The organism is Chryseobacterium sp. MFBS3-17, assembly GCF_020687745.1.
In the GTDB taxonomy this organism is placed as follows: Bacteria; Bacteroidota; Bacteroidia; order Flavobacteriales; family Weeksellaceae; genus Marnyiella.
In genome coordinates, this window is record NZ_JAJEWK010000007.1 from 76,943 (window position 1) to 100,413 (window position 23,471).

Annotated in this window: 35 protein-coding genes; 24 read left to right on the forward strand and 11 right to left on the reverse strand. The window is 43.6% G+C overall.

The features are described from left to right. Positions 1 to 61 precede the first annotated feature (61 nt). Together LKO26_RS05030 and LKO26_RS05035 are read right to left on the reverse strand one after the other, a co-directional pair. Positions 62 to 3,238, reverse strand: a complete 3,177-nt coding sequence (locus LKO26_RS05030) for a sacsin N-terminal ATP-binding-like domain-containing protein (RefSeq protein ID WP_227586755.1) — start codon at positions 3,236 to 3,238, stop codon at positions 62 to 64. Positions 3,239 to 4,095: 857 nt separating this feature from the next. Then, positions 4,096 to 4,770, reverse strand: coding sequence for a helix-turn-helix domain-containing protein (locus LKO26_RS05035; protein ID WP_227586756.1), 675 nt, complete (start codon positions 4,768 to 4,770; stop codon positions 4,096 to 4,098). 73 nt (positions 4,771 to 4,843) lie between these two features. Between LKO26_RS05035 and LKO26_RS05040 the strand changes: the two genes are divergently transcribed. The 23 genes from LKO26_RS05040 to LKO26_RS05150 all read left to right on the forward strand — a co-directional run bounded on the left by LKO26_RS05040 (position 4,844) and on the right by LKO26_RS05150 (position 16,451). Further along, positions 4,844 to 5,056 carry a hypothetical protein gene (locus LKO26_RS05040; RefSeq protein WP_227586757.1) on the forward strand — a complete coding sequence of 71 codons (213 nt, stop codon included), beginning with the start codon at positions 4,844 to 4,846 and terminating at the stop codon, positions 5,054 to 5,056. A gap of 2 nt (positions 5,057 to 5,058) precedes the next feature. Continuing rightward, on the forward strand, positions 5,059 to 5,202 hold the full coding sequence (locus tag LKO26_RS05045) for a hypothetical protein (protein WP_227586758.1): 144 nt from the start codon (positions 5,059 to 5,061) through the stop codon (positions 5,200 to 5,202). 2 nt (positions 5,203 to 5,204) lie between these two features. Next, a complete protein-coding gene (locus LKO26_RS05050; RefSeq protein WP_227586759.1) occupies positions 5,205 to 7,277 on the forward strand; it encodes a hypothetical protein in 2,073 nt (690 codons plus the stop codon). A 20-nt stretch (positions 7,278 to 7,297) separates the two neighbouring features. Beyond that, a complete protein-coding gene (locus LKO26_RS05055; RefSeq protein WP_227586760.1) occupies positions 7,298 to 8,176 on the forward strand; it encodes an ATP-binding protein in 879 nt (292 codons plus the stop codon). A 2-nt stretch (positions 8,177 to 8,178) separates the two neighbouring features. Beyond that, positions 8,179 to 8,805 carry a hypothetical protein gene (locus LKO26_RS05060; protein WP_227586761.1) on the forward strand — a complete coding sequence of 209 codons (627 nt, stop codon included), beginning with the start codon at positions 8,179 to 8,181 and terminating at the stop codon, positions 8,803 to 8,805. Positions 8,806 to 8,824: 19 nt separating this feature from the next. Next, complete coding sequence (locus LKO26_RS05065; RefSeq protein ID WP_227586762.1) at positions 8,825 to 9,226, forward strand: hypothetical protein; 402 nt, start codon at positions 8,825 to 8,827, stop codon at positions 9,224 to 9,226. An 8-nt stretch (positions 9,227 to 9,234) separates the two neighbouring features. Beyond that, positions 9,235 to 9,477, forward strand: a complete 243-nt coding sequence (locus LKO26_RS05070; protein WP_227586763.1) for a hypothetical protein — start codon at positions 9,235 to 9,237, stop codon at positions 9,475 to 9,477. Between the two features lie 18 nt (positions 9,478 to 9,495). Next, on the forward strand, positions 9,496 to 9,684 hold the full coding sequence (locus tag LKO26_RS05075; protein WP_227586764.1) for a hypothetical protein: 189 nt from the start codon (positions 9,496 to 9,498) through the stop codon (positions 9,682 to 9,684). 10 nt (positions 9,685 to 9,694) lie between these two features. Continuing rightward, complete coding sequence (locus LKO26_RS05080) at positions 9,695 to 10,402, forward strand: DUF3164 family protein (RefSeq protein ID WP_227586765.1); 708 nt, start codon at positions 9,695 to 9,697, stop codon at positions 10,400 to 10,402. Between the two features lie 111 nt (positions 10,403 to 10,513). Further along, positions 10,514 to 10,942 carry a hypothetical protein gene (locus LKO26_RS05085; protein WP_227586766.1) on the forward strand — a complete coding sequence of 143 codons (429 nt, stop codon included), beginning with the start codon at positions 10,514 to 10,516 and terminating at the stop codon, positions 10,940 to 10,942. 107 nt (positions 10,943 to 11,049) lie between these two features. Beyond that, positions 11,050 to 11,253, forward strand: a complete 204-nt coding sequence (locus tag LKO26_RS05090) for a hypothetical protein (protein WP_227586767.1) — start codon at positions 11,050 to 11,052, stop codon at positions 11,251 to 11,253. 130 nt (positions 11,254 to 11,383) lie between these two features. Further along, entirely contained in the window at positions 11,384 to 12,259 is an 876-nt protein-coding gene (locus tag LKO26_RS05095; protein ID WP_227586768.1) for a DNA-methyltransferase, read from the forward strand. Between the two features lie 177 nt (positions 12,260 to 12,436). Further along, positions 12,437 to 12,913 (forward strand): hypothetical protein, encoded by a 477-nt coding sequence (locus LKO26_RS05100; RefSeq protein ID WP_227586769.1) that lies wholly within the window; start codon positions 12,437 to 12,439, stop codon positions 12,911 to 12,913. A 15-nt stretch (positions 12,914 to 12,928) separates the two neighbouring features. Continuing rightward, positions 12,929 to 13,222: a hypothetical protein gene (locus tag LKO26_RS05105; RefSeq protein WP_227586770.1), complete on the forward strand. Its 294-nt coding sequence runs from the start codon at positions 12,929 to 12,931 to the stop codon at positions 13,220 to 13,222. A 53-nt stretch (positions 13,223 to 13,275) separates the two neighbouring features. Further along, the gene (locus tag LKO26_RS05110) at positions 13,276 to 13,611 is read left to right on the forward strand and encodes a hypothetical protein (protein ID WP_227586771.1); all 336 of its coding nucleotides are present in this window, start codon (positions 13,276 to 13,278) and stop codon (positions 13,609 to 13,611) included. A 225-nt stretch (positions 13,612 to 13,836) separates the two neighbouring features. Continuing rightward, the gene (locus tag LKO26_RS05115; protein ID WP_227586772.1) at positions 13,837 to 14,067 is read left to right on the forward strand and encodes a hypothetical protein; all 231 of its coding nucleotides are present in this window, start codon (positions 13,837 to 13,839) and stop codon (positions 14,065 to 14,067) included. Further along, complete coding sequence (locus LKO26_RS05120) at positions 13,994 to 14,308, forward strand: hypothetical protein (protein WP_227586773.1); 315 nt, start codon at positions 13,994 to 13,996, stop codon at positions 14,306 to 14,308. The genes LKO26_RS05115 and LKO26_RS05120 overlap by 74 nt, the downstream gene beginning before the upstream one ends. Then, complete coding sequence (locus LKO26_RS05125) at positions 14,305 to 14,721, forward strand: hypothetical protein (protein ID WP_227586774.1); 417 nt, start codon at positions 14,305 to 14,307, stop codon at positions 14,719 to 14,721. Before LKO26_RS05120 ends, LKO26_RS05125 begins: the two co-directional genes overlap by 4 nt. Further along, positions 14,721 to 14,987, forward strand: a complete 267-nt coding sequence (locus tag LKO26_RS05130; protein ID WP_227586775.1) for a hypothetical protein — start codon at positions 14,721 to 14,723, stop codon at positions 14,985 to 14,987. Before LKO26_RS05125 ends, LKO26_RS05130 begins: the two co-directional genes overlap by 1 nt. Before the next feature lies 1 nt (position 14,988). Then, on the forward strand, positions 14,989 to 15,252 hold the full coding sequence (locus LKO26_RS05135) for a hypothetical protein (RefSeq protein ID WP_227586776.1): 264 nt from the start codon (positions 14,989 to 14,991) through the stop codon (positions 15,250 to 15,252). After that, positions 15,243 to 15,524 carry a hypothetical protein gene (locus LKO26_RS05140; RefSeq protein ID WP_227586777.1) on the forward strand — a complete coding sequence of 94 codons (282 nt, stop codon included), beginning with the start codon at positions 15,243 to 15,245 and terminating at the stop codon, positions 15,522 to 15,524. The genes LKO26_RS05135 and LKO26_RS05140 overlap by 10 nt, the downstream gene beginning before the upstream one ends. 28 nt (positions 15,525 to 15,552) lie before the next feature. Then, complete coding sequence (locus LKO26_RS05145; RefSeq protein WP_227586778.1) at positions 15,553 to 15,945, forward strand: hypothetical protein; 393 nt, start codon at positions 15,553 to 15,555, stop codon at positions 15,943 to 15,945. Between the two features lie 299 nt (positions 15,946 to 16,244). Further along, entirely contained in the window at positions 16,245 to 16,451 is a 207-nt protein-coding gene (locus LKO26_RS05150; protein ID WP_227586779.1) for a hypothetical protein, read from the forward strand. On the opposite strand, the gene LKO26_RS05155 is transcribed toward LKO26_RS05150, so the two are convergent. Both LKO26_RS05155 and LKO26_RS05160 read right to left on the reverse strand, forming a co-directional pair. Further along, complete coding sequence (locus LKO26_RS05155) at positions 16,439 to 16,891, reverse strand: hypothetical protein (RefSeq protein ID WP_227586780.1); 453 nt, start codon at positions 16,889 to 16,891, stop codon at positions 16,439 to 16,441. The genes LKO26_RS05150 and LKO26_RS05155 overlap by 13 nt on opposite strands. Then, positions 16,888 to 17,388: a phage virion morphogenesis protein gene (locus LKO26_RS05160; protein ID WP_227586781.1), complete on the reverse strand. Its 501-nt coding sequence runs from the start codon at positions 17,386 to 17,388 to the stop codon at positions 16,888 to 16,890. The genes LKO26_RS05155 and LKO26_RS05160 overlap by 4 nt, the downstream gene beginning before the upstream one ends. Before the next feature lie 47 nt (positions 17,389 to 17,435). Between LKO26_RS05160 and LKO26_RS05165 the strand changes: the two genes are divergently transcribed. After that, positions 17,436 to 17,663, forward strand: coding sequence for a hypothetical protein (locus tag LKO26_RS05165; protein WP_227586782.1), 228 nt, complete (start codon positions 17,436 to 17,438; stop codon positions 17,661 to 17,663). Here LKO26_RS05165 and LKO26_RS05170 read toward each other — a convergent pair. From LKO26_RS05170 to LKO26_RS05195, 7 genes are all read right to left on the reverse strand, one after another. Then, on the reverse strand, positions 17,647 to 18,981 hold the full coding sequence (locus tag LKO26_RS05170) for a phage minor head protein (protein ID WP_227586783.1): 1,335 nt from the start codon (positions 18,979 to 18,981) through the stop codon (positions 17,647 to 17,649). The two genes, LKO26_RS05165 and LKO26_RS05170, sit on opposite strands and share 17 nt — an antisense overlap. Positions 18,982 to 19,160: 179 nt before the next feature. Next, positions 19,161 to 20,396 (reverse strand): DUF935 family protein, encoded by a 1,236-nt coding sequence (locus LKO26_RS05175; protein WP_227586784.1) that lies wholly within the window; start codon positions 20,394 to 20,396, stop codon positions 19,161 to 19,163. Between the two features lie 41 nt (positions 20,397 to 20,437). Next, positions 20,438 to 20,638, reverse strand: coding sequence for a hypothetical protein (locus LKO26_RS05180; protein ID WP_227586785.1), 201 nt, complete (start codon positions 20,636 to 20,638; stop codon positions 20,438 to 20,440). Next, positions 20,638 to 20,772, reverse strand: a complete 135-nt coding sequence (locus LKO26_RS12700) for a hypothetical protein (protein ID WP_262907413.1) — start codon at positions 20,770 to 20,772, stop codon at positions 20,638 to 20,640. The genes LKO26_RS05180 and LKO26_RS12700 overlap by 1 nt, the downstream gene beginning before the upstream one ends. Positions 20,773 to 20,779: 7 nt before the next feature. Beyond that, the gene (locus LKO26_RS05185; RefSeq protein ID WP_227586786.1) at positions 20,780 to 21,229 is read right to left on the reverse strand and encodes a phage protein Gp36 family protein; all 450 of its coding nucleotides are present in this window, start codon (positions 21,227 to 21,229) and stop codon (positions 20,780 to 20,782) included. 15 nt (positions 21,230 to 21,244) lie between these two features. Next, positions 21,245 to 22,780: a hypothetical protein gene (locus tag LKO26_RS05190; protein ID WP_227586787.1), complete on the reverse strand. Its 1,536-nt coding sequence runs from the start codon at positions 22,778 to 22,780 to the stop codon at positions 21,245 to 21,247. Continuing rightward, the gene (locus tag LKO26_RS05195) at positions 22,780 to 23,313 is read right to left on the reverse strand and encodes a hypothetical protein (RefSeq protein ID WP_227586788.1); all 534 of its coding nucleotides are present in this window, start codon (positions 23,311 to 23,313) and stop codon (positions 22,780 to 22,782) included. Before LKO26_RS05195 ends, LKO26_RS05190 begins: the two co-directional genes overlap by 1 nt. Positions 23,314 to 23,471: the final 158 nt, after the last annotated feature.

The following is a 23,471-nucleotide window of genomic DNA, read 5'->3' on the forward strand; positions in this document are numbered from 1 at the left end:
AACACATTTTGAATATATTAATACAAAGTTATGTACGTAAGCAAAAAAAAGCATTTCAAACTTACACAGTTAGTGGGATGGTACCATTTTTTAAAAATTTTACGAACTCATCGAATGAGACTGCATTTCTCCATATTTCCTTTCGGATATAAATTGATTCTTTTTTATCGTCGAGATAAACCATCACATTATCATCAATTATTAGTTTTTGAAGGCCTTCATCCCAATGATGAATTTTATCGGAAATTTTGTGTCCTATATCGATTACAAATCGGGATTCCTTTATGAAGTATTCCTTATCAATTTCTTGATTATCTTCAGGTCTTGTCATGACGCATAAAGCGTACTTATCTGGATTTTTTGAAGCTGTCCTTCCTTGCAGAGCAGACATACGAACATTTTCTTTTCCTGTAGCTACACTTTTGATTTCTATGGAATAGCTTTTTGCATCTAAAATCAACTCAAAATCCTTTCCACGATCAGGGTTTTCTATTTTGAAATCAGCATCTAAACCAGCAATTGCCGTTTCAAATGCTGTTTCGGCTGCTTTGCCAATTGCTTTCCATCTATCAATTTGCTGTTTAGATTCAAGCATTTCTTTGGCTTTTGCTAAAAGAGCTTCAGTACCCAACTCAGCTGCGGCTGATTCAAATTGTTTCATTTCTTCGGTTGTGAGGTTGATCTTAGCCAGGTCTTCAATGTCGTCAATGGATTTTCCTGACTTGATAATGCCGTTGATCTTTTGGCTAAATTTTTCACCCAAGGCAAGCATATTCAGGTGCGGCCTTTTCTCTTCAAATTTGGTTAGACAGGTTTCTGGAAGAGAGGGGAATTGATCAACCCATGCGCTTAATGAAAGAAATAGACTGTTGTATTCTTTACCCGGTTTTACTTTGGTATCAATGTCGTCAGGATAAAAGAGCTTGTCTATTTCGTTGGTTATGATTTCAATGCTTCTCGTCCTTATCTCACTATTACTTATTTGAGTAGCCACAATGTTTTTTCGTGGGTCGCCATGCGTGGTATATTCCTTGAAAATGTCTTTGATGGTATCGTCAAAGTATTGAGAGTCGGCTTCTGCATAGATGAAATCATTGTAAGGCTTGAACTCATCGCTTTGGACAGGGATAATGTTCCTCTTTATAATGATTTCCTTGGAATCCTCTTGCATTGAGAATACATAAAATTGGTTATACCAATCAAAGAAAGATTCGGAATGACCTTCAAAGTAAGCTTCTGCGAATAGTGAGGGCTTCTCTGATTTTTCTATCAGATAACTCACATATTTAACCGACCAGAGATCAGCAGAACGATAATAGTTTTCATAGTCTGTTGATATGATTTTTTTCTCCGGTGCAAACTCTGGTAAGAGTTGATTGATGGTATTGAACCAATTTTCTCGCTTGAAAGCCCTATCACTTCTAAATAGGCAACAAACATGAAAGACGGCTTTAATTTGCTCCTCAGTGGCATCTTCGACCTTTAGGTCACTTATTAAATTCTTGTTGAGGTCGTTGTAAAATTCATTGAGATCGAAAGGTTTGATTCCTTCTACATCACCTACTTTTCGGTTGAGAAATTCTTCATCTAAATCTCTTCCTAAACCTTTGGAGACATACTTAAACTCGTCATCAATCTGAGGATGCAAATACACCTCACTATGCTTTGCTTTAAAGTGATTTGCCTCGGTCGGGTAGATGGGGGTAGCATCTCCAAGGTGTAAAAGTTTGTTCTCAGCAAGAAATTCATAAAGGCTTTTTAGCCACTCAAAGGATTCATCTACACTGAGATCAATGCTTGTTTCAACCAGAGCTACCAGGTCACTGATGTCAAATTGAATACCTGTCGGCCATTGATCTAATTCCTGATCGATGATTTCTGACCAATGCCAAATGCTTTCTTTCTCAGGAAGATGCTCAGGAATAATGGAGCTTGCCAAATCAAAAAGCGAGTCTAAGGATTCCAAATCTGATAGAATGAATTTTGCCTCCTCAATTTTGACATGTGCGCCAGATACTGTCTTCACAATAGGTTTGGAGAGCAAGGATTGTCTGATAGGAGATTGGATGTTTTCCTCATACCAATCAACATTCAAGTATCTATCCACATGCTCAGGTAAACCGCTTTTAGCTACCAGATGGGCATTTTGAACTTTTGGTAATAGCAGCTCTATGAATTTGAGGTAATGGCTTATGAAATCACTAAGCGCATTTCTGTTTTTTATAGCACTAGGATCAGGTTCATCTTTATTGGTGATTTTGGTTCTGATGCCATCCCTTAGTTCTGTTGGGTGGAAATCACTGTGCTGTAGGAGTACAGGTAGATTGAATTTTTCAGTGCCAATCAATGGAAATTCCTTGTAAAGTACGGCCTGACTCTCCAATGGTAAAAGTGAGTAGGTAGTACCGTTCTTTTTGGCTGGAATGGCAAAAATCAGCTTTTCTGATTGCTGGAATAAAAGACCATTTTCTGAATCAGTGGATGCAAATTGAATATCCGGAAACTCTGAGGCTTTTGTATGCAAACTGAATGATCCTGACCACTCAGGGGTCGTAACTTCAATCTCCTTAATGGAGCGATTGATTAGAAGTGTAAAAGCAGCATTTCTTTTTAATTCAATCAATCCTTTTTCAGCGTACTTGTATGAATCTGAAGTGAGGGTGTAGATGAACCTATTGGAGTGGTCGTGAATGTCTTCCTCTGATTTCTTACCAATAGCTTGAATTTCTGAAAACGTAATGCCAAGAGATTTCTGCATGGCATCCAATGCAATGCTTTCATCTAAAGTGGCCGCTGAGCGGTCAATTTGAAGTGAGAACCGTCTTTTACCCGTTGCATTGGTATGCACTCCATCTATGGTCAGTTTTTTATTTAGGATGTGGGTAGTGACAAATCCAGTTCCGTACTTTCCGGTTGTGCCACCTTCACCATTCAATGATTTGGTTGATGTTTTATAAAGAATTGCGAGTAAGTGCTTTGTCTCAAATGGTTTACCATTATGAGCGAACTCAAGCTTGTCTTGAGTGAGGTTGATCGAAATGGTGATTCCATCGGGATTGGCAACATCTTTGGCATTTTGAAGAAGCTCCCAAATCCATCTTGTTTTCTTATCCTCAGGGAAAGTATAAAGCCTGTCCACATCATGAATGATGTCTCTGGCTTCACTCTCAGTGCGCTGTTTCTCTCTTTCTACACTGGCCTCATCGAGTTGTTGTATATCTTCTGTATTTTGACTCATATTAAGCTATCTAATTTATTCGCTTTCACTTTTTCTTTACAAAGAGAATTCATAAAAACTTCTCATCTGATTTTTTTGGAGTTAGATTTTGTTTTGTCAAAAACCAGAAGTAGTATTTTTGTTACTGAATTTTCTAGGATACTATAAAATTGTAATCCATTTAAGTTTTTATTCTTAATAATGAACATAGTAAAATTAGTGAAATAAGATCAATAAGGTGCTTGGATTACAATTTAATTGATCAACAAATAGATATAAATTTACGTCGCATTAAATTTATTAAACGTTGTTTTTTACTTTAGCTTTTATAGGGGTTAAAACTAATTGTAATAATAACACTAATCAAAAAAAGCCAAAAAAAGCCAATGTTTAAAGGCTTTTCGGACGTTTTTAGGCGTTTTGCATGCATGAAGCGAAATGTAAAAAAGCCACTGTATGCTACCATTTTGCTATCGTATTTAAATTCATTTTAAAACGGTTTACAACCGTATTTAAATCATTCTACAGGAAATCCCTGTAATACTACTATTCAGAGCCTTTAAACGTTGTTTTTAGGCTCTTTCTCTGTCCTGATTTCTACCTTTCTCTGATCCTGATTCTGATCCCTCAAAAGTACGCAAAAAGTACCGTTTTTCTTATTGGATTCCCGAATGGATTACCAAATGGATTACTAATTGACCACATTTACCCCCCCCTACAATCAGACATAATTTACAAAAACGCTATTAAAACAGCAGAAAAATAAGGTGAAACGCTTGTTAATTACACAGTATTAGCCAGTACTATCAATATAATGACAGTGATTATCAGTGTGTTATACTTAACCCAGTGTTTCCACCCGATAAAAGAGTTGTGTGCTACTTCAGTTTGGGATTACCGGATTCTTCAGCAACAGTTCTAATATCAGCCGATTGCTCGTTATAAGATCTGATGCTTTTTCTCGCATCTACTTCATTGAGCCGGTCTTTTAGTTCCATGATATTCCGCAGGAGCTGATTATTCTCCAAAAGGATCTTATTGAACTGCTGCAAATCCACACCGGTCTGCTGTGGTTCCGGCTCTACTTTCAGGATTGGCTGCGCCTTCCCAAATATCAACCAGTCCAATGAAGCTGCGAACTTCTGACTTACATCAATACATTGCAGCAATGTAGGCAGCAGCTTGCCAAGCTCAATCTTACTGTACTGACTGTTGTTGATCTGCAGGATCTCTGCAAACTGCGTCCGATTATAGTGGTTTTCTTCCCGGATGATCCGAAACCGCTCACCTATGTCTGCGGCCGTGTGCCCCTCGCTGGTGATCCGGTTCGGGTTATCTCTGGTTCTGGGACCTTTTCCGCTTAACAGAAAGTCCGGCGACACATCTACGCACTTTGCGTACAATAAGTCAATGTCAAAGGTGTTCCGGGCGTGCCATGAAGACAGTGTCTGGGGTTTTATATCCAGAAACCGTGCAAAATCGGCGTCTTTCTCTATGCCATAGTGCAATTTTATAGCATTAAGAATCAATGATTTATCTATTTTTGTACTCATTATGCGTACATTTATATGGTTTTATCCGCAATTTGTTTATATATTTGTTTCAGAATTTGAAACTAACAATACAATGGACAAAGGAACAAAAAAATCTACAGCCTACAATAGCTATAACAAAAAAGCAATTGAAGCACTTGTAGTCAAGTATGGTCTGTCTGAATATTATATAAGGCAGTCAATTGCCGGCCGCCGGCTGGGTGTGGTTCCGGACAAGCTAAAAAAAGAATACAAAAGCATTTGCGACCAGCTGGAAGCAACAATTAATAACTTCAAAAATCAGTAATTATGAAAAAGTTCAAGAAAGCAGTTCAGTTCATCTTCAACTACACTACAAGATCTGTAGTAGATGCGCAGACTCTCAGACATGAGACTGCTACCTATTTCCGTGTTTTTGGATTTGTTGTAAAAACGACTTACAAACCGGTGTAGACATGCCGCATCTTTGGAATAATTCAGAAAAAGTGGCCGTGGAGGTGTCGGAGCTGGTTCCGGACTTCTATAGTAGTCAGGCTTTTTTATCTAAGGAGATTTCGCGAAATCGTGAAAATCCTTATGGGATAAAATCGCTGCAGCGCGGCTGTCGTGGCCGCAGATTGCTGATTGACTTTGATACGCTGCCGAAAAACATTCAGGATGCACTGGGCGATCCGCGTCATGTAGAGCACGTTCTGCTGTATTGGTACAAGACCGAAGCTGTGGCTGTGGATTTCTATACCAATTTCCTGCGCCCGGACGGCATGCACCTTAATGCAGACGAGATCCAGCGATATGTGACTAATGCCAGCGTACTGATGGCTGTACTGCAGCTTCGGAAGAAGCATGTGGAAGAAAGGATTCGCGCCGGGCTGAAACTGACCGGTCTTAATAAGTTCCTGTCAGATGAATGCAATTCGTTCAATGAGATTCTTCAGAAGAAATTCGGAGTGCAGCACAATCTGCCCGGCCATCATGTGAGATTCAAAAATGATGCGCTGGATCCGTTCGAGCAGTCCCTGAACTACGAAGGCACCGACTGGCCTTTCAACTTCATGGCCATCATTAAGGACATAGAGGGCAAACGCAAGAAGAATGCACTGATTGTAGATGACCGCACAGAGGCTATTCTTACCGGTCTGTTCAAGACGCAGGCGCATAAGCCTACAGTTCTGGAGATTCACAGATCATACGAAGCGTTTTTGGCAGGATACATCCAGGTGTATAATGAGGATTCCGGTGAGGTGTACGAACCGAAGGAGTTTCCGAAGCTGTCTGAATCTACCGTGCGCAACTGGCTCACCAAGTGGGAAAACATGGCAGCTACTTACAAAGCAAGATCCGGAGACCGCCAGAAGTATATGACCAAGTTCAAACCATACCACCAGCTGGAGCGTCCTAAATTTGCAGGCTCTCTGATCTCTATAGATGACCGGAACCCGCCATTCAAGGATCTGGACGGAAACCGGATCTGGTTCTATAATGGTATTGACCTGGCAAGCGAGGTATTCACAACTTTCGTATATGGCAAAACCAAGGAAGGAATCATTCTGGAGTTCTACCGCCAGATGGTTCGCAATTATACAGAATGGGGCATTAGTCTACCGGACGGACTGGAAGCTGAATCTGCACTGAACAGCAGTTTTTCAGACACATTCCTTCAGGAGGGCCATATGTTCCAGAATGTGAGAATTGAAGCGAATAACGCCCGCGGAAAGCGGATTGAAAGATACTTCCGGACGCTGAGATATGAAGTAGAAAAGCAGCGTGAAGGCTGGCTGGCCAGACCGCATGCCAAGTCAGAAAGTAACCAGATGGGCGCGCAGAAGGTTCCGCAGCTGCCATACGAAGATATCGTAGCAGGCTGCATTCAGGATCTTTTCGACTGGAACAATTCGCCACACAGCAAGGATCCATCTAAGACCCGCTGGGAGTATTTCCTGGAAAACCAACATCCGGAACTGAGACCTACCAACTGGAAATCCATTCTACCGCACCTGGGCTACAGACAGCCGTCTTCCTGTAATGCCGGATATGTGAACCTGCAGGGAAAAGCCAGAGCGCTGGCCATCAATGGTGAAATTGCTACCGGTGAGACCCTGATCCACGTCATGAAGCAGATTGAAGGCAAGGAAGTGGAAATCTTCTGGCTGGATGATAACCGGGGCGGCGTACTGAAGGCACTGGCCTACTATGAAGGGCGGTTCGTCTGTGAGCTGATGGAGATGCCAGTGTACAACCGGGCCATCATAGAGCGCACACCGGAGCAGGAAGAAGCGCGCGAGCTTCAGAGCACCTACGAGAATACCGTGACGTCGTTCATCCGTCGTCAGGAAAAGCAATTAGCCAATATTAACATTATTTCCCAACCGAAACCAGCGCCTAAGAATGGCTTCTACATCCCTGGCATGAGCCTGAACCGCTTCACGCCGGACACGGATGAGGCAGAGATCATAGAGCAGCCGGATGAAGATGAAGACTTCGCACCGGTGGCGCCAAATGTGAGCTGGCAGCAATCATTTTTCAAATAACCAACCAAAACCAACCAACTATGCAATTATCAGAATCTTACAAAACAGAAGTACGTGCAGCCCTGCTGCAGCGCAGGCCGAATTTCGGCGGCACAGATGCCCAGTTTGCAAAAATATACGGAATCAACGGATCTGTATTCAGCCGCCTGCAGAAGGGTGAGACAGAACGGATCATCTCTGAATCCCAGTGGCTGCAGATAGGCCGTGAACTGGGAATCGGAACCCAGAAAAGCAACTGGAAAGCCGTGCGCACCAAGGTGTACACTGAGATAGAAAGCAGTATTCAGTTCTGCCAGAAGTACGCCAGATCTGTGGTGTTGGTAGATGCCTGCGGAATCGGTAAAACCTTCAGTGCCCGCCACATTGTGAAGTCCCTGAAGAATGCCTTCTACATAGACTGCAGTCAGGCGAAAAGTAAGCAACTGTTCATCCGTTATTTCGCTAAAACGCTGGGCATTGACAATAAAGGCAAGTATGTGGACGTGAAGGAAAATCTAAAGTACTACATCAATCAGCTGGAGTCTCCGGTGTTCATCCTGGATGAAGTTGGAGATCTGGAATACACCGCTTTCCTGGAACTGAAAGAAATCTGGAACGCCAGTGATGGTCTCTGCGGATGGATGATGATGGGTGCAGATGGACTGCGTAACAAGATCCAGAAGGGCATTAACAATAAAAAAGTTGGTTTCGCCGAGATCTTCAGCCGATTCTCAGATGAATTTATTCAGCTGGTGCCAAATGGCACAGATGACAAGAAGGCGTTCTACCGGGAACTGCTCACTCAGGTTGCCACGGCAAACCACACCGGCAATGATCCGGTGTCCAAACTGGTAAACCAGTGCCTGAAGAAAGAAGCCACCCTGCGCCACCTGGAGACTTTAATTAAAATCTCTGCATAGGTATGAGGGCATATACTGTAAAAGGTATTCTGGAGCGCAAACTGAAGATCCTGGAGCTGGATGATATCTGGCTGCAGATCTTCGGAGAGCCGGAAAGATCGGGCAAGCTTTGGCTCATCTACGGCGAAGAGAAACAAGGGAAAACATGGTTTGCCATGCTGCTGGCGCACTACCTGTCACAGAAGGAGGCAGTGCTGTACATCTCTGCAGAAGAGGGTCTGGGAAAGACCTTTCAGGATGTAATCACCAGGGCAAATTTTGATTTGACGAATCGCAAGTTCAAAGCACACGCATACGTGCCTATGGCAGATCTGGAAGCCGCAATGGCAAAGCGTTACGCCCCTAAGATCGTGTTCTTTGATAATGTGACGGTTTACCTGGAAGAATTAAAAAACGGCGGTCTGCAGCGCTTGGTGCGCAATAATCCGGACAAACTGTTCATCTTCCTGGCACACGAGGATCGCGGTGAACCTTACACGGCAACCGCTAAGATGATCAAACGGCTTGCAGACAGAATCATCAGGGTTCAGGGCCTTCTGGCTACCGTAGGCGGCAGAACCAAAGGCGGACAATACATGATAGATCAGGAGAAAGCCATGATCATTCACGGCTCCGATATCGCAGAATAACAAAAATATACACACAACAATGAAAACAATACCCGAACCTCCAAACAACCCCCAGCGTGCCTTACTGATGAAGGCTATGGGCTATAATGACTGGGGTTATGACAATCTGATACACCAGTTCTATGTAACCTGGTGCGAAGCCATCGCACAGAAGTTCTACCACAACAACCGGGATCTGATTAACAGTGAATCCCTGTACAGCTACTACTGCCGCCAGTGGCAAATCCTGGTAGAGTGTAAGATGGTGACAGAATATGGCGGCTACATGCAGCAAGATATCCCGGATTCTCGCCCTGCTTACTACCGGTTCATCTATGAGCTGGCGCAGGAACTGGAAAGGTACTATCCGGCATCACTCATTCGCCCGATTACCACACCGGCAAAGCCGAAAAACATGAAGTACGAAATACACCCTAATTAAATAAAATTATGACAGAAGAATTGAAAGCGGAAGCAAGAGCCTTCCTGAAGAAAATGGCAGGTGCTAAAATCCATTGCTTATTCCTGGCCTTTGACAAGGATACGTTTCACAACATGCGGAACTGTGATCTTACCGCTGCAGCCAAACTGATGGTGAACCAGATCGAAAGTTCAGAAGAGCAGCAGAAGGTATTTGTGAATGAACTGGAAGCACTAAGCCAGGAAGTCGCAGATCAAGTTACAGAAAATTAACCTCAAAAATCCACAACAATGCCCATTGAGACGAAGATTAAAAGAATTCTGCCCGGAGCCAAAGTCCGGGTAGATTGCAGAACAGAAGTGATTTCTGTAGCCATAGGCAGTCTGGATGCTGTAGAACTGAAAATGCTGCTGCGGCATGGCCTTACCGAAATCAAAAGATCCGGATCCGGACTATCACTAAAATTCAAAACCAAGTAAAATAAACAAAATGAGTATTGACATTACCAAACTGAGCGCAGAAGAGCGCAAAGCCCTGCTGGCGCAGGCACGTGAACTGGAAAAAAAGGAAAAAGAACAGCGGTCCGCAGATCTTGCAGCCCTGGAAGCAATTGCCGCAGAAGTGGTTCCCGCTTCCTTTAGCAAACTGAAAGAATCCAGTGAGGCTATGGCTGCCGCAAAAGCGCAGATCTTCACAGATTTTATGGAGTACCTGAAACTGAAGATTGAAACTATTGGCATTAAGAGCAACCAGCAGAGCCACACGGTGACCTTTGGGAACCACAGCATCAAACTGGGCTACCGAATTACAGACGGATATAAAGATGATGCCGGTTATGGTCTGGCTATGGTTCACAAGTTTCTGGCCACTCTGGCGAAGGATGATAACAGCAAGAAGTTGCTGGCTACCATTTACCGCCTGCTGCAGAAAAACAGCAAAGGCGACCTGGACAGTAAGAAGGTACTGGAACTGCGGCAGATTGCGGACAAGCATTATCCGGAGACGGATTTTGCCAAGGGAATGGAAATCATACAGGCAAATTACAGCCCGAAGCTGAGCAAGTGGTTTATTGAGGCTTACTACACAGACGGAACCGGCATAGAGAAAAGCCTGCCGCTGTCCATTACCAGTGTAGATCTGCCGGCAGAGATAGATCTTACCTTCTTATTACCACAACCGCAAGAAACTGAACAATGAGCTGCGAAATAATACTTATCAGCACCGCTATGTTTGTCACCGGTGCATTTGTAGGCGGATTACTAATAGCTTGGATAGCCGACTGGATCGGAAAATAGAAAAATCAAAATTATGACCACAATTACACCTGATCAAATCATACAATTACAGACCATTTGCGCCGGTAAATTCCGCAGCCGCGAAGAAAGACTGGAAGCCCTGAGTGATCTGGCAGGCATGGAACTGCACAGCATAAAGGATCTGAGCAAGCTGCAGGCAGATGAACTGCTGTATTTCTTCAGAACCGGCCGGCTGGTAGATCATGCCGCGTGGGGCATGTTTGATAAGTACAACGCACAGCACAAGGCGGTGCTGTCTCTGTGTCACCAGCTGGGCTGGGTACAGGAAGAGAATCCGCAGTTTGTAGATCTGCACCGCCTGGGTGGCTGGCTGAAGAGCGAGCGCAGCCCGGTAAAGATGCCGCTGAAGGATATGAATCGGGCGCAGCTCAGTAAGGTGATTTTCGCCTTACAAAATATCATTAAAACAACTTATAAGTAGAATTATAAGTGACCTTGGTTGGTTTCCTCTGCAGGTTTCCTGTCACATGGCAGGGAACCGGACCAGAGGGGTGCAAACCACTTAAAATAAAAATCAAATAAAATACTATGCCACTACACAACAGAGATGTACGGAAGCTTCTGAAAGCAGGCTTCATCATCATTAGGGAAGACCTGCAGAACCTGGTCATAAAATGCAAAACCGTCACACAGCGGGACTGGCACACTATGGAAAAGGGATTTGCCAGTAAAGCGGCCATGCGCCGCAGAATGGACGAAATGCTGAAGGATTCAAAAATTATAGAAGATTAACGGTTATTGGCTTTGCGATGGCGGTTTTATGCGGTGCAAAGTTTCAAAACCGCTATTGCAATACCGTGTTATACGATGTAGTTTTTTCCAAAAGCGATGGCAAAACATAAATTGAAAATTTATTAAAAAAATGATAGAATTATATAACGAAGACAATAAAGACTTAATGGCACGACTGCCAAACGAAAGTATTGATGTGATTTGCATTGATCCGCCTTATTTATATCTAAAAAATCAAAAATTAGAAAGACCGTTTGATGAGAAGCTTTTCTTTTCAGAATGCAAAAGAGTGCTGACAAAAAACGGGTTCATCGTTCTTTTCGGCCGTGGAACTTCATTCTATCGGTGGAACACAATTTTGGATAGCCTTGGATTCAAATTTAAAGAGGAGATTGTGTGGAATAAAACGATGAATTCAATACCAGCAGCTCCAATACTCAGGGTTCACGAGCTGATCAATGTTTACACGAAAAATAGTGGAAAATTAAATAGTCCATTGATTCCATATATTGAAGCGAAGCAGCACAATCTTGACAGCATATATCAGGATTTAAAGCGTATAAAATCAGCTATTAATTCAAAAGAATTTGAAGATATTGAGCACTTTTTGAAAACTGGTGAGATAATATATAAAGAAAAAAAATCACGTAATTTTTTCAAAAATGCTTACAGTGATAGAAGTAGAGGACTTGCAACATTTAGGACTATTAAAAATGGGATGAAAGAGAAAACGATAATGACTGAGACGCGCGACCATTACAGATCCATACACCCAACCCAAAAACCAGTTCGTCTTTTAGAAAGGCTTTTAGCCTTGGTAATCCCCGACAAACCAAAAAATGAAATTATGGTTGCTGATTTTTTTGGCGGTTCATTTTCCACAATGGAAGCGGTTTTCAATATGGGAATGCAGGGAATTTCCTGTGAGATTGATAAAGAATATTTTGAAGCAGGAAAACAGCGAATTGATAATTTAAAACCAAACCTTTTCTCATCCGAATTGTAAAAAGCAAAGGCTTGGAAAAACTATATTGTATAACGGCAAAGTATTGCAGAAGGCGGGGGAAATATGCACTTCTGAAATACTAAAACTAAACTAACTAAAATAAACAAAACGGACTACGGATAACTTCAACCCCGCTTTTTGCAATACTGTGTTATGTGTCGTTAAAATTTCAAAACGATGTCAAAATTAAAAACAGCCCAAGAGTTAATTAAAACAAACAATAGTTCAGTAATGGCAGGTTTTAATATGTTTATTCGCGGATGCCCTCCAATTACTTTTGGAGATGGTTACCACGATGCTTATGATAGAATGCAGGGATATGAATTTGCTCAAAGAATGGCAAAAGAAGATGGAATTGCTTTTACAAAAGTTTTCAAGTGTAAACAAGGCGATTGCCACCCTTTTCAATATGGAGGTTTTTTTGTCTGCAATAATTGTGGTGGAAAAGGTGTAGATAAAGAATGGTGGAAAATTCAAGTAGAAAAGGACGGTAACGAGTTCTGTTGCCACGGTTTGGATTTTGTCAACTTACAAGAAAGTTCAAATTATGCTTTCGGAAAAACTTTTGAAGAAGCAATTTTAAATTACGAAAAAGTTATGTTATGCGAGGTGCTTATTTTACAGACAAATTTAATTGAGTATAAAACAAACTAAAAAATTACAGACAAAATGGAAAACAAACAAAAATCTTCAAACGAAGCACATTCAGAGCAATTACAGCAATGCAATGTTAGCAGAAGTGCTACTTTTAAAAAATACGCTTGGCATTTAGCTGTTGTACGTAAACCAAAAGAAGGAAGGAATTGTAATATAGAAATTTGGATTGAAATAGATGGAAAACGCAAATCAGCAGTTGCGAGAGATTATATTTATTCAAAGGGAATTTTCAGAAATGAAATAGAAAATATAGAATTTTCAAGATATGATGAAAACTTGAAAATGTGGCAATACAGTGATAATTAGTGAAATTCACAACCAGTGCGAAAAATTAAACTAAACTTTAAAAGAAAGACAAAATGGAAAACAAACAAAAATCTTTGGATGAAGCACATTCAGAGCCATTACAGCAATGCAATGTTAGTGGCAGTAGATTATTGGGGAAAACCAATGCTATGATTTTAGCAATGATACCTGAACTTAAAGCAGGTGGTAAGATTGGCGTTGCAGGTTGTAAAGACCCGAAAGATATTACTGAACGATTAAAAGAGTACGGAATTGAAGTGCAAAGTGAACCAATGATTGCGACACAACCAATTAAAGCCATTCATAACTTGAATAGTATTGAAGGTGAAATAATAGGATTTGAATGTAGTAAAAAGGTTCAGACGGGGTTTATGTTCTATTGCCACTAACGAGTCGCTTTCTGACGTTTGAAAAATGGCATAAAGCTGCCGTTATCGAATAAAATCACTTAAAATGAAAACATACAATATTACAGGGTCGCAGCACGGTATATTAGCAACGGCCTGTTGCGTTAAAAGCGCAAAAAGAACCTTTAGAAAATCTTATCCACACGAAAAAATTTTCTATGCAAAAGAAGCCGGTAAGATTAGTCCAAGACGCATTTGCTAAATAAAATGACAGACCAGCAGTTCATATTCATCATCAAAGCCAAACTGAAGCTGTACTACCAGGAAGGCAGGTCCGTGGGTATGGATCTGCGGGAACTGGTGGCGCGGTTCCGGCAGGAGATTGAAGATGACTGCTTCCTAACCTTTAACGAAAATCAGAAAAATGAAAGTAAAAATAAAAACAGATCCGGAAGCGCTGTTTCTCGCTCACCAGATCGTCATGTACCAGATGTATAATCTGGAGCGCCAGCGCAGCGGAAAATCCATGATAATTGAGATCTGGGAACGCCTCGGTAAGCTGTGCATGAACTACACTGCAAACCCCAACGGCAAGCCGCGCACCGTAGAACTGCGTTATCACCTGGCAGAGAAACTTCTGTCTGTAGTCACAGTTGCCCTGATGTCTTCCCGGCTGGGCACTTACGAGGCCAATAAGTTGGAAATGTTTAAGAATGATCTTCATAAAGTGCTGTTATGAGAATATTCATTGCCAAACACCAGAAGACCGGTCTGAAAATCACCTTTAAATATGATTTAAACGGAATTTTAAGACAACTGGAATTTGACGGACCATGGACTGCCGGCAAGATTGAAAAAGTGTCTGCTAATGTGACCAGTACTACAGACGCCATGCTGAGCAGAATGAAGACGCATGACCTCACCAGTGGTTGGATCTTCGCAGAGTGCACAGATGTCTCTTTTGATGCCTTCTACCGGAAGTACCCGCGCAAGGTAGGACCCAAAGAGCTCACAGAAAAAGCCTGGAACAAACTGCCGGAAGCTGACAAGCTGGAAGCCATTCTGTTCATAGATGAACTGGTTAACCTGAAAAGCGACGGCACGGCCTATCCGTACCCCGCAACGTACTTAAACAAAAAATATTGGAGATAATGAATGCTAAAAAAATAGAAGAATTTGAAGTCGGAAAATTTTACAAGAAATCCGACAAACAAAGCACTTGGATTGTTGAGATAAAACAGCGAGAATGGGAAGGTGTGTTTTCCGGAACTTGCATCAAGGAATCCCGGGTCAACATGACTGAATATATCATGTCAAAAGAAACCATATGGATTGAACCGAAAGAATGCGTAGAGATTTCTGAAGCAGAATTTTTGGAAGTGAAAAACAGAGTATTAGAAAAATTAAAAAATATTTGAAATGCAAAAACCCTATTTTACAAGAAAAGAACTGCAGGATCTGGGATTCACATACCAGGGTCTCACCGCAGCAGAAGATTTTCAATACGACTGGTGGGTGCTGAATCTGCACTGGCTGGTGCTGAGTATCACCTTTGAATACGAATTGAATGCTAAAGTGCCGTATAAGTGCTTTGCTGAATTAGATGACAGTGTAGTACCTGATTCTACAACCAAGGATCAGCTGCTGCAATTAATTCACCTGCTGAAGACGTTATGCGGATAAAGACTGAGACCAGAACCGGCCAGCTGAGCTATTACGTGTCTGGCACGCTGCACATAGCGCAGGTCATGGATTTTCTGCAGGCACGCGGCTACCGGGTGCAGAGTTGGGTCTGGATCTTTCTGGATGAAACTTTCCCCGGTGGCATTACCCGGCATGAGGTGCAAACCTTTGTAGCGCTGAAACCCGGCGAAGAACCGGCAGAAGACAAAATATTCAGCCGCATCTTTGAAAAAGAACTGCGGACTTTATTACGACTGGCAGAATTGCCTTAATTTATTAACTTTACAAAAAATCAAAATCATGAAGAAAACACCAGAACAGGTCCGTAAGATCAACAAGAAAATTCTAACATTTGGCTGCCTGCCTATTGTGCTTATTTTCATTCTCATTATCATTTTTGCGCCAAAGAATCAGACGGTGAGCGAAAGCAACAATGCTACCGCAGCGTACATTATTTCAAAGAAATACGTGAAAACGCAGATTGAGTACCCGGAAGAAGCAGACTTTGCGTTCCTGCCGGTTCTGGCAGAGAAACAAGAGCATACAGACGAGATCTACCGCGTAGTGGGAGATGTGACCGTGAAGAATGCTTTTGGCGTAAAATCAAAGGTGCGCTACCTCTGCCGCCTGAAGTACCTGGGCGGTGATGTGCACGAAGCTGCCAGCTGGGAACTTGTAGATCTCTCATTTTAAGCAACAAAAAACCGCCCTGATTTTCAAGGCGGTTTTTTTGTGACTTATCGTATCCATTTCCATACAATCCACCATATCAACAAAGGCAGCGCAAGAACGGTGTCAATCGGGAATCCATTTCGAGGACTGCGATATCGGAAATAGATGTCGTGCATCAGGTTGTCCAACCAGATCCACACCTTTTCGGTCCATATACTAATCTTACTCATAACTGTAAAGGTAAAAAAATCATTTTATAAAGGCCGCTATCTTGCGCATATGGAAATAATTTCCATATTTTTGTAATGGGACTGATAATCATGGCAAAACCTCTACAGCGCAACACTCTTTTACGTTATAAAATCATCCGGGACATCTATCTGCAATTCAAGACAGAAGATATCCCGGATACTGTCATTCTTCGCAAGTACATTTACCCGCGCTTTCCCATTTCCAGAACCACGCTGAACACGATTCTGAACACGCCTATAGAAAAGAAGCTGGCAGAACTGGATCAGCAGTCATGAGCGCCTGCAGTGTAGGTGATGCGTACTTCCTGCACGCCGTCATCACGCAGTACGTTATTGGTATTGGTTCTCACCAGTCCGCCCAGGTTTGCAGCTGCAGAAAATCCCTGCAGAACTTCGTGTACTTTTTCGACCGTCTCCCAGATCCTGAATCCCTGCTTCTTTTGCAATGCCGGTGCACGCTTGCTGGTATTAGTCAGCTTTAGATAAGCCACTGTTATTTCTATGTTTAGAATGCCTTCCTGCCGGTTTACAGGTTTAGCCTGTCTGTCCTTTCCAATATTGCTGTACTGCGCTGTGGTGTGGCGTATGAGCGCACAGGGCCACTGTACAGGAACTTCGGAGCCGTAGAAATTCAATTGTCCCCAGTTCTCGTTTATGTACTTCAGATCTGCCACCTGGCAGAGCACGTTCTCAATGTTTTCTAAAATCTCATTCATGGTTGTATGTTATTTCTGATGATGTCCTGTAATTCCTGCATATTGTCCTGAAGTACTTCTTCTATAATGCGGTTCACCTCCGGGTGGTTGCCTATGAATTGACGCTTCTTCATTTTAATCTTTTGCCCGAGCTTCATAAGGGCAAACGCCTTATAATCTTCAGCAGCGTCCTTGTCACCGGCGTCCCTGGCTTCTATATGCTTTGCCCAGAAAAACTTCTTCATCTTGGCGGTCACGGTGATTTCACCGCCATTATTGTGGATGGATGCATACGGCAGCGAGCTGCTGAAGATAATGCGTTCTCCGTCTGTGCGGCTCTGTATAGAGTTGCGCAGGTTCCCGCTGCGCATCATCAGGCTGCCGGTTTTCACCGGTACTTCAGTTTCTTTCCATTTCTCGTCAAAGAAGCCTTTGCGCTCAAAATTGCGGTCAAATTCATCTGTGAGGTCTGTCTTCACGTCTTTCACAATATTCCGCGCCCATTCTTGTAAATTCATTGTCAATTCAAATTTTGTTGTAACTTTGTGGAAATTAGTTCCATAATATGTCTGGAAAATCTCTTTTTGAAAAACTTTCCGTCCGTGACTATTCCGGTAGTGATGCAGATCAGTACGCCCAGTGGCTGCAGACCATTCATTTTCAACTGAAGATGAACGGCCAGGAAGATGATTTTTTCAAACTACTGGAAAAAGCCGATGAAGAAAAAAAACAAATTGTCGCACAGGATCCGCTGGCGGAAGAATTTGACATTGATTCTATTTCTTTGGCTTAAAACCATCTATCAGCTTTAAACTATCGTTGTACAGTTCCGGCATTACCTTCTTAAATACTTCATTGCCTGCAAACTTATTCTCAAAGGCATGCGCAATGAACTCAGCTTCTTTATTGCCTTCAATTTCCCAATAGCTTTTGCTGTGGCCCATTCCGTAATTAGGATTCAAGGACATGAGTGTGTCATGCGCTGCACCAACCTTTTCCATTAAGTCATTATGCCCTTTGCCCGCAGACCAGTAACTCATATCGCTCAGCCTTTTGTCAATCGCTTTGAAGTCTAATTTGTCCCGATATTTATCCATCAAATCTGTCACTGCCTTCTTTTTCTTCAAATCTCTCTGCCAGTCTGCGGCATGTCCGTATTCATGATAGACAACGGATTCAGCCTTCCATTTACTTTTTTTCCGCCGTTCATCAATCGGAATCCGTACAATGTTATGATCTGGCAAATAATACGCTCCAGATTGACCTTTCGTAACTGTTGGATTGGTGAAGGTTAACGGCGTTTCCTTTTCTAAGAAATCAAAAATCTCTTTGTTAATGGTTACTCCCAGTTTCTTTTCATATGCTCCTATCTTTTCTGGCGTGTGCTCCGGCTGCAGTTCTTTTTTCACCTCTTCCGCTCCTTTCAGCTTGTGATAAGGATGCGCTGGCGGAAACACCTTCTGCTCTGCTCCGGGATTGAACCGGAAGATTTGCAGCTTGTTTTTCCCATTCTTATCTATCTGGCTGGTGGCTTTCTCACCGGCCTGCATGGCTTTTTCCGGATCTGATGCTTCGTATCTGCTTTTCCGAACTTCCACGGCCACACACCGGCAACGCCAGCCGTTTGGTGGATAGTAAGACAGCCAGAACGGGTCATCTTTCGCCAGTGTGGTATTGTGAAGCGCTGCATGGCTGTCTCTTACCCGGTCATCTGCTGCCGTGCGGTATTGCAGGTTATAGCGGTCAGAATCGTCCAGATTTGCCCAGTTTGCAGCGCTCTGGCTGCTGGATATCGCGAACTGATATTCTGCCTGCAGGTAGTGCTGATTGTAGTCCTGGTTAATCTTATTGAACTCATGCGCGAAACTTTCAAAACTCCGGATGTTGCCGCCGGCATCACGCAGCATGCTTCCCGCTTGCATCAGCTGGGCGTGGGTTTTCAGTCCGGAAAATATAAAGGCATCATTTTGCAGCTTCATCAGCATCGCATCCGGGATCTCGTTATCCCGGATGGCCATGTCGAAAACGTCAAAGGTGGCTTTAATCAGTTTCTTATTGGCTGCACTGTTCAGATCTTCCGGCTCATAACTGCCTTTTTTGTGCAGTTCCAAAAACGCCTTTTCAGCGGCTTTTAAAACCGCTTTAAAATCCGTATCACCACTTCCGGCTGCCAGGTTTATTTTCTCTGCCCGGCAGTTGTCACAGTTGCAATCGTACAGGAATCCCAGCCTGCTGTGAAGTCCGTTATAATACGCCTGCGGACTGACAAATAACGGTTTATTGCCAGCCCTTAGGTGAAAAAACTTTCAGCGTTCAGTTGTGCTCCCGGATTCAGGATGTTTTGCTGCCGCATTCCGGTGATTTCAATTCCAAATTTGTCTTTCACCCATTCCGGATCTATCTCGTAGTACGGCAATGCCTGGGTTACTCTGGTCCACAGTTCTGTAAGGTCTTCGGCAATTTCCCATTTGAACTCGTAATCTGCAGGAAGGATCCCGATTCTGGCCAGTGCCGGCATTACCTTGGTGTTCATGTACATCTCTACCATGGCCATATCTGCCAGTACCAGTTTCTCCAGCATCTTCTGCGCACTCTGGTCCTTGTTATTGCTTCCGTGCTTGGTGTCCTGACCAATAACGGCACCACTAATCAGCAGGCTGTTTTCATTGTCGCAGAGATTCGTGAGATTGGTGTACACGTCTCCGGATGTGGTCACACCTTTCGCCCACTGAAAGTCCTCTTCGGTGTCAATGATGAACCACGCTGCAGAACCCATATCCTGCATCATTCTTTTGCCTCGTGCTACGGCCTGCGGATCTGATGCGTCTGTCTTGTACACTCTTGGCGGGATGCCGTAGATCTCGCACAGCTCACTGTAGCAGCTGATGGCAAACCGTTTGAAAAGCGCGGGTGCAATGGCTTTATTCAGCAGTCCCATATCACCGGGATTCCCGAATTCCAGAATCCAGGTTCCGAACTCCGGCAGCTCCCGGTAATTCACGCCTTTGATATCGGTGTAATCGTACAGGAGGGTTCCGGATTTGGGCAAAATGTTCTGGCGGGGCAGCAGAGTTGCTTTCAGCTGCGAATCATTATGACCCTCCTTCACCCAGTCCAGTTCCAGTACAGACAGTCCATAGAACCGGCTGTTGATGATTTCCTTAATGATACTGTTGAACAGCTCACTGTTCTGGTGCAGATCCGTAAGATCTTGATCTATGTCGCCGCCTTTCTTTTTCAGATTCCAGCCGGATCCAAGGCTGTCCTGAATCCGGTTCTCTATCTGACTGGTAAGGTGCGCATCATCCAGAATATAGTCATACAAGTTGTACAGCTGGTGTACAGACGGGTATTCTGCATTTCTGAAGGCGTTCTGCGCCTGCTTCATCTTCGCGATATCCATGCGGGTCTGCGTCACTGTTTTTTCTACCAGCTGCGGGTATAGCTTTCCTGCCGGTGCTTTGGCTCCGGTTCTGGCAGCGAGCTGCTGCGTATGTGCTCTGTTTCGGTTTCGGTTTCTGGCCATATTATTGAATTAAGCAGCGGTATATGCGACCGCTGCAATGGTTATTTTTTCAGTTTCTTAATCTGGTTATCCGTGAGGTTCAGGGACTGCTGGATCTCGTCTGCATCGTACAGGTTGTATCTTTTTTTCACAAAGGATACAATCTGGTGTCTCAGGATCCAGACCAGCGCCAGCGCCAGTACTGATATGCAGATGATGCTGATAGCAGGTTGCATCTGCAGAAGTTCAAATAGTTTTTCCATTATTTTTTTGAAAAGGCGTTAAAAAATTGCGAGTGTACAATGCGGTAGTTGGCAATGCGGTGGTTGCAGAATAGCGGGAAACCCAACACATCAACGCCCACCCGGAAGGCCACAATGGTGATAATCTTTTTCATGCTGTAGTTATTCATGATTAAACTTTTCCCGTGATCCGTAGATGAATGGTTGTGTACCGTCGCCCGCTTCCGGATCTATGCTGGGCGTCTCCGGCAATGTGCTGAGCTTCAGTTTTTCTTCAGCAAATTCCTTCAGCCACTTCACGGCTCTGTCATAGCGCTCTTTGGCCACTTCGTAGATGATATCAGCATTGCAGAGTTCTATGATGTAGAACTTCGCAATAGTGGCAGCCATACGCACCAGCAGTTGGTTGCGTGCTTCGTCTACGGCGCTCAGAATGGCATCCACGTCATATCTCGGCCGGCCATCGCTCCACTCCGGTGCGGTGAGATAGCTGCGCAGTTCTTCTTCAGCTGCAGCCATGGCCTGCATGGTAATATCTTCGTCACCTTCTGTGATCTGATCTATCTGATAGTTGTAGATCGTGGTGCCTAAATCGGTTTCTGTTAAAAACATATTTTCAGTTTTAAATTAAAATCTCCGGTTGTCAATTTGCCCCCAGGCATAAGCCAGGTCATCCTTCACCACTCGGGTGTCAATCATGGTGATGGCACCTTCTACGGCATCGGGTCCGTCCATCTCTGTAGCGGTCTTGGATACGCCCAGCCACTGATCTTCCATCTCTACCATCATCGGGTTCTCTTTTTCTTTTTCATTGAAGATGATATTACCTTCATTGTTATCATCTGCCAGATTTTCCAGCCGGTCAAACTTTTCAGCTTTTTTTCTTTTGTCTTCCCGCACCGGCAGTTTAATGCCGTGGTCCTTCCGGTATTTTTCCAAAAGCGGTTTCACTACCTGTTCATAGTGCGGGTTCTGCAGGCTGTTATTCTCAATGAAAATTTTCTTGGTGTCGATGCCGTTTCTGTCCAGATAGTTGTAAGCTTGTCCTATCCAGTTCACCATTTCGGCATTGGTAGCTTTTGCCAGCCAAACCCGATATACATAGTACTTACCATGATACAGCCCGACAATTACAACCGCCTTTGATGAACTCTTTTTCTCTTTACTGTTCGAGGGTGAGGGATCTATATAAACCACAACCTTTTCGCACTTTTTAAGTGGCGGACATTTGCCGTACACGAACTGCGTGAAGGTGTCGCCTTCAGCAATCGGATTGTTGTAGTATTCCTTCTGCTGGGCTTTCTTGGAAACCTTCCTTTTGCCCTTGGAATTGTAGAACATCCGGTGAATCGCTTCCGGGGTGTTCTTCTGTGGCCATGTGGACTTACCGGCCTTATCGGTGAGGTTCACGATATCCCAGCAATCTGCAAGCTCACCCATGATGGTGATGGTGCAGTACTTGGCAATGATGTTACCGTTAATAATTACCAGTAATGGATTGGAGACTGAACGTGTAGGAATCACGGCTTCCTGAATCCAGTCCGTGTCTGCCTTCACGCGGTCACGGTTGCGGCATTTTTCGTCGGTATCGAAGTCATCAATGATAATCGCGTCCGGACGTGCTGCATCGTTTCTCGTTCCCCTGGGTGACTGACCGGCTCCCAATGCCCGGAAAGAAAATCCAAACTTTGTGGTAAACTCGTGGTCCTCCCATTTCCCAACCTGACGCTGAACGCCATAATCGTTAATGATCCGGTTGTTGCTTTCCAGGATGTTCTTGTAAGGTAAAAGCAAACGTTTGGCGTTGTCCTCAGTATTACTGATCATCAGCCAAACCTTCTTTTTCTTCGTAAAGGAAAGATACAGGGCTTCCATCATGGTCCGCGCTGATTTTGCGAGCTCCCGGGACCAGGAACGCACTTCCACCCATTCAGCATTCTCCACAACTCTTTTGGTGGCACGCTTATGAAAGGGTGCCGGTTCAGCGGTGTAGTAACTTGGGAAATAGTATGCAAACCACTTTTCCGGATTTGCTTCCAGTTCTGCAATGCGTTTTCTTTTCGCAATTTCCGTTTCGCTGATATCCACTGGCGTAGCCTTGGACATGTTATCGCGGAAACGCTGCCAGTTTTCTATATGTCGTCTGTCTGCCTGCTTTGCCATTATTTCAGTAATTGCCGGATAAACATGTCAAACAGTTCGCTGATCTTCTGAGCCAGTTCAAAATCAACATCCCGCACATACTCAATGAACGTCATGGCAATCTGCACGGTTTCGCCGATGCTGGTTTCTCCTTCCAGTTTCTGGATGGCATTCGTGATTTTGGTAATGATATCGGCTTCCTTGGAAGTGGGCACGTTCGATAAAACAATAGGGTCATACTCTGGAGCCTTATGGGTGGGCTTGCCTTCCTTGTCCAGTTTTACCGGTACGGTCATGGATTTGTGCACGATGGGTCTGCATTCTATTTCTTCATTGATGCGTGCCAGTTGGTCATAGAGCATGGTGATCTGCTGTGACTTGGTGGTCATCAGGCTTTTCTTCAGTTTCTTCCATTCTCCTTCATTAGCATCTATCCACGTTTTCAGCGTTTTTTCGGTGACGCCTACTTTCTCTGCGATCTCCTTCTGTGTGAGGCTTTTCTCTGTGTACAGGAATTTGGCGTACTCGCGCTGCTCTGTCTTTTTCAGTCCCATAGTCCGGTTTTAGTTTTCGCAAAATTGCCATTTCGGCGGCCGGTACTAAAAGTTCTGTACAGAAGCTGAACACCTTTGTACAGCTACTTTACACATGTGTTCAGAAGCTGAGCAACTATTTTCAAAGGCGAAATCAGCGGTTAATCTTTGTGCTTTAA

Bases quoted from the DNA above. Each gene is read 5' to 3' on its own strand.
- LKO26_RS05030 (WP_227586755.1), bottom strand. From the start codon at position 3,238: ATGAGTCAAAATACAGAAGATATACAACAACTCGATGAGGCCAGTGTA.
- LKO26_RS05035 (WP_227586756.1), bottom strand. From the start codon at position 4,770: ATGAGTACAAAAATAGATAAATCATTGATTCTTAATGCTATAAAATTG.
- LKO26_RS05040 (WP_227586757.1), top strand. From the start codon at position 4,844: ATGGACAAAGGAACAAAAAAATCTACAGCCTACAATAGCTATAACAAA.
- LKO26_RS05045 (WP_227586758.1), top strand. From the start codon at position 5,059: ATGAAAAAGTTCAAGAAAGCAGTTCAGTTCATCTTCAACTACACTACA.
- LKO26_RS05050 (WP_227586759.1), top strand. From the start codon at position 5,205: ATGCCGCATCTTTGGAATAATTCAGAAAAAGTGGCCGTGGAGGTGTCG.
- LKO26_RS05055 (WP_227586760.1), top strand. From the start codon at position 7,298: ATGCAATTATCAGAATCTTACAAAACAGAAGTACGTGCAGCCCTGCTG.
- LKO26_RS05060 (WP_227586761.1), top strand. From the start codon at position 8,179: ATGAGGGCATATACTGTAAAAGGTATTCTGGAGCGCAAACTGAAGATC.
- LKO26_RS05065 (WP_227586762.1), top strand. From the start codon at position 8,825: ATGAAAACAATACCCGAACCTCCAAACAACCCCCAGCGTGCCTTACTG.
- LKO26_RS05070 (WP_227586763.1), top strand. From the start codon at position 9,235: ATGACAGAAGAATTGAAAGCGGAAGCAAGAGCCTTCCTGAAGAAAATG.
- LKO26_RS05075 (WP_227586764.1), top strand. From the start codon at position 9,496: ATGCCCATTGAGACGAAGATTAAAAGAATTCTGCCCGGAGCCAAAGTC.
- LKO26_RS05080 (WP_227586765.1), top strand. From the start codon at position 9,695: ATGAGTATTGACATTACCAAACTGAGCGCAGAAGAGCGCAAAGCCCTG.
- LKO26_RS05085 (WP_227586766.1), top strand. From the start codon at position 10,514: ATGACCACAATTACACCTGATCAAATCATACAATTACAGACCATTTGC.
- LKO26_RS05090 (WP_227586767.1), top strand. From the start codon at position 11,050: ATGCCACTACACAACAGAGATGTACGGAAGCTTCTGAAAGCAGGCTTC.
- LKO26_RS05095 (WP_227586768.1), top strand. From the start codon at position 11,384: ATGATAGAATTATATAACGAAGACAATAAAGACTTAATGGCACGACTG.
- LKO26_RS05100 (WP_227586769.1), top strand. From the start codon at position 12,437: ATGTCAAAATTAAAAACAGCCCAAGAGTTAATTAAAACAAACAATAGT.
- LKO26_RS05105 (WP_227586770.1), top strand. From the start codon at position 12,929: ATGGAAAACAAACAAAAATCTTCAAACGAAGCACATTCAGAGCAATTA.
- LKO26_RS05110 (WP_227586771.1), top strand. From the start codon at position 13,276: ATGGAAAACAAACAAAAATCTTTGGATGAAGCACATTCAGAGCCATTA.
- LKO26_RS05115 (WP_227586772.1), top strand. From the start codon at position 13,837: ATGACAGACCAGCAGTTCATATTCATCATCAAAGCCAAACTGAAGCTG.
- LKO26_RS05120 (WP_227586773.1), top strand. From the start codon at position 13,994: ATGAAAGTAAAAATAAAAACAGATCCGGAAGCGCTGTTTCTCGCTCAC.
- LKO26_RS05125 (WP_227586774.1), top strand. From the start codon at position 14,305: ATGAGAATATTCATTGCCAAACACCAGAAGACCGGTCTGAAAATCACC.
- LKO26_RS05130 (WP_227586775.1), top strand. From the start codon at position 14,721: ATGAATGCTAAAAAAATAGAAGAATTTGAAGTCGGAAAATTTTACAAG.
- LKO26_RS05135 (WP_227586776.1), top strand. From the start codon at position 14,989: ATGCAAAAACCCTATTTTACAAGAAAAGAACTGCAGGATCTGGGATTC.
- LKO26_RS05140 (WP_227586777.1), top strand. From the start codon at position 15,243: ATGCGGATAAAGACTGAGACCAGAACCGGCCAGCTGAGCTATTACGTG.
- LKO26_RS05145 (WP_227586778.1), top strand. From the start codon at position 15,553: ATGAAGAAAACACCAGAACAGGTCCGTAAGATCAACAAGAAAATTCTA.
- LKO26_RS05150 (WP_227586779.1), top strand. From the start codon at position 16,245: ATGGCAAAACCTCTACAGCGCAACACTCTTTTACGTTATAAAATCATC.
- LKO26_RS05155 (WP_227586780.1), bottom strand. From the start codon at position 16,891: ATGAATGAGATTTTAGAAAACATTGAGAACGTGCTCTGCCAGGTGGCA.
- LKO26_RS05160 (WP_227586781.1), bottom strand. From the start codon at position 17,388: ATGAATTTACAAGAATGGGCGCGGAATATTGTGAAAGACGTGAAGACA.
- LKO26_RS05165 (WP_227586782.1), top strand. From the start codon at position 17,436: ATGTCTGGAAAATCTCTTTTTGAAAAACTTTCCGTCCGTGACTATTCC.
- LKO26_RS05175 (WP_227586784.1), bottom strand. From the start codon at position 20,396: ATGGCCAGAAACCGAAACCGAAACAGAGCACATACGCAGCAGCTCGCT.
- LKO26_RS05180 (WP_227586785.1), bottom strand. From the start codon at position 20,638: ATGGAAAAACTATTTGAACTTCTGCAGATGCAACCTGCTATCAGCATC.
- LKO26_RS12700 (WP_262907413.1), bottom strand. From the start codon at position 20,772: ATGAAAAAGATTATCACCATTGTGGCCTTCCGGGTGGGCGTTGATGTG.
- LKO26_RS05185 (WP_227586786.1), bottom strand. From the start codon at position 21,229: ATGTTTTTAACAGAAACCGATTTAGGCACCACGATCTACAACTATCAG.
- LKO26_RS05190 (WP_227586787.1), bottom strand. From the start codon at position 22,780: ATGGCAAAGCAGGCAGACAGACGACATATAGAAAACTGGCAGCGTTTC.
- LKO26_RS05195 (WP_227586788.1), bottom strand. From the start codon at position 23,313: ATGGGACTGAAAAAGACAGAGCAGCGCGAGTACGCCAAATTCCTGTAC.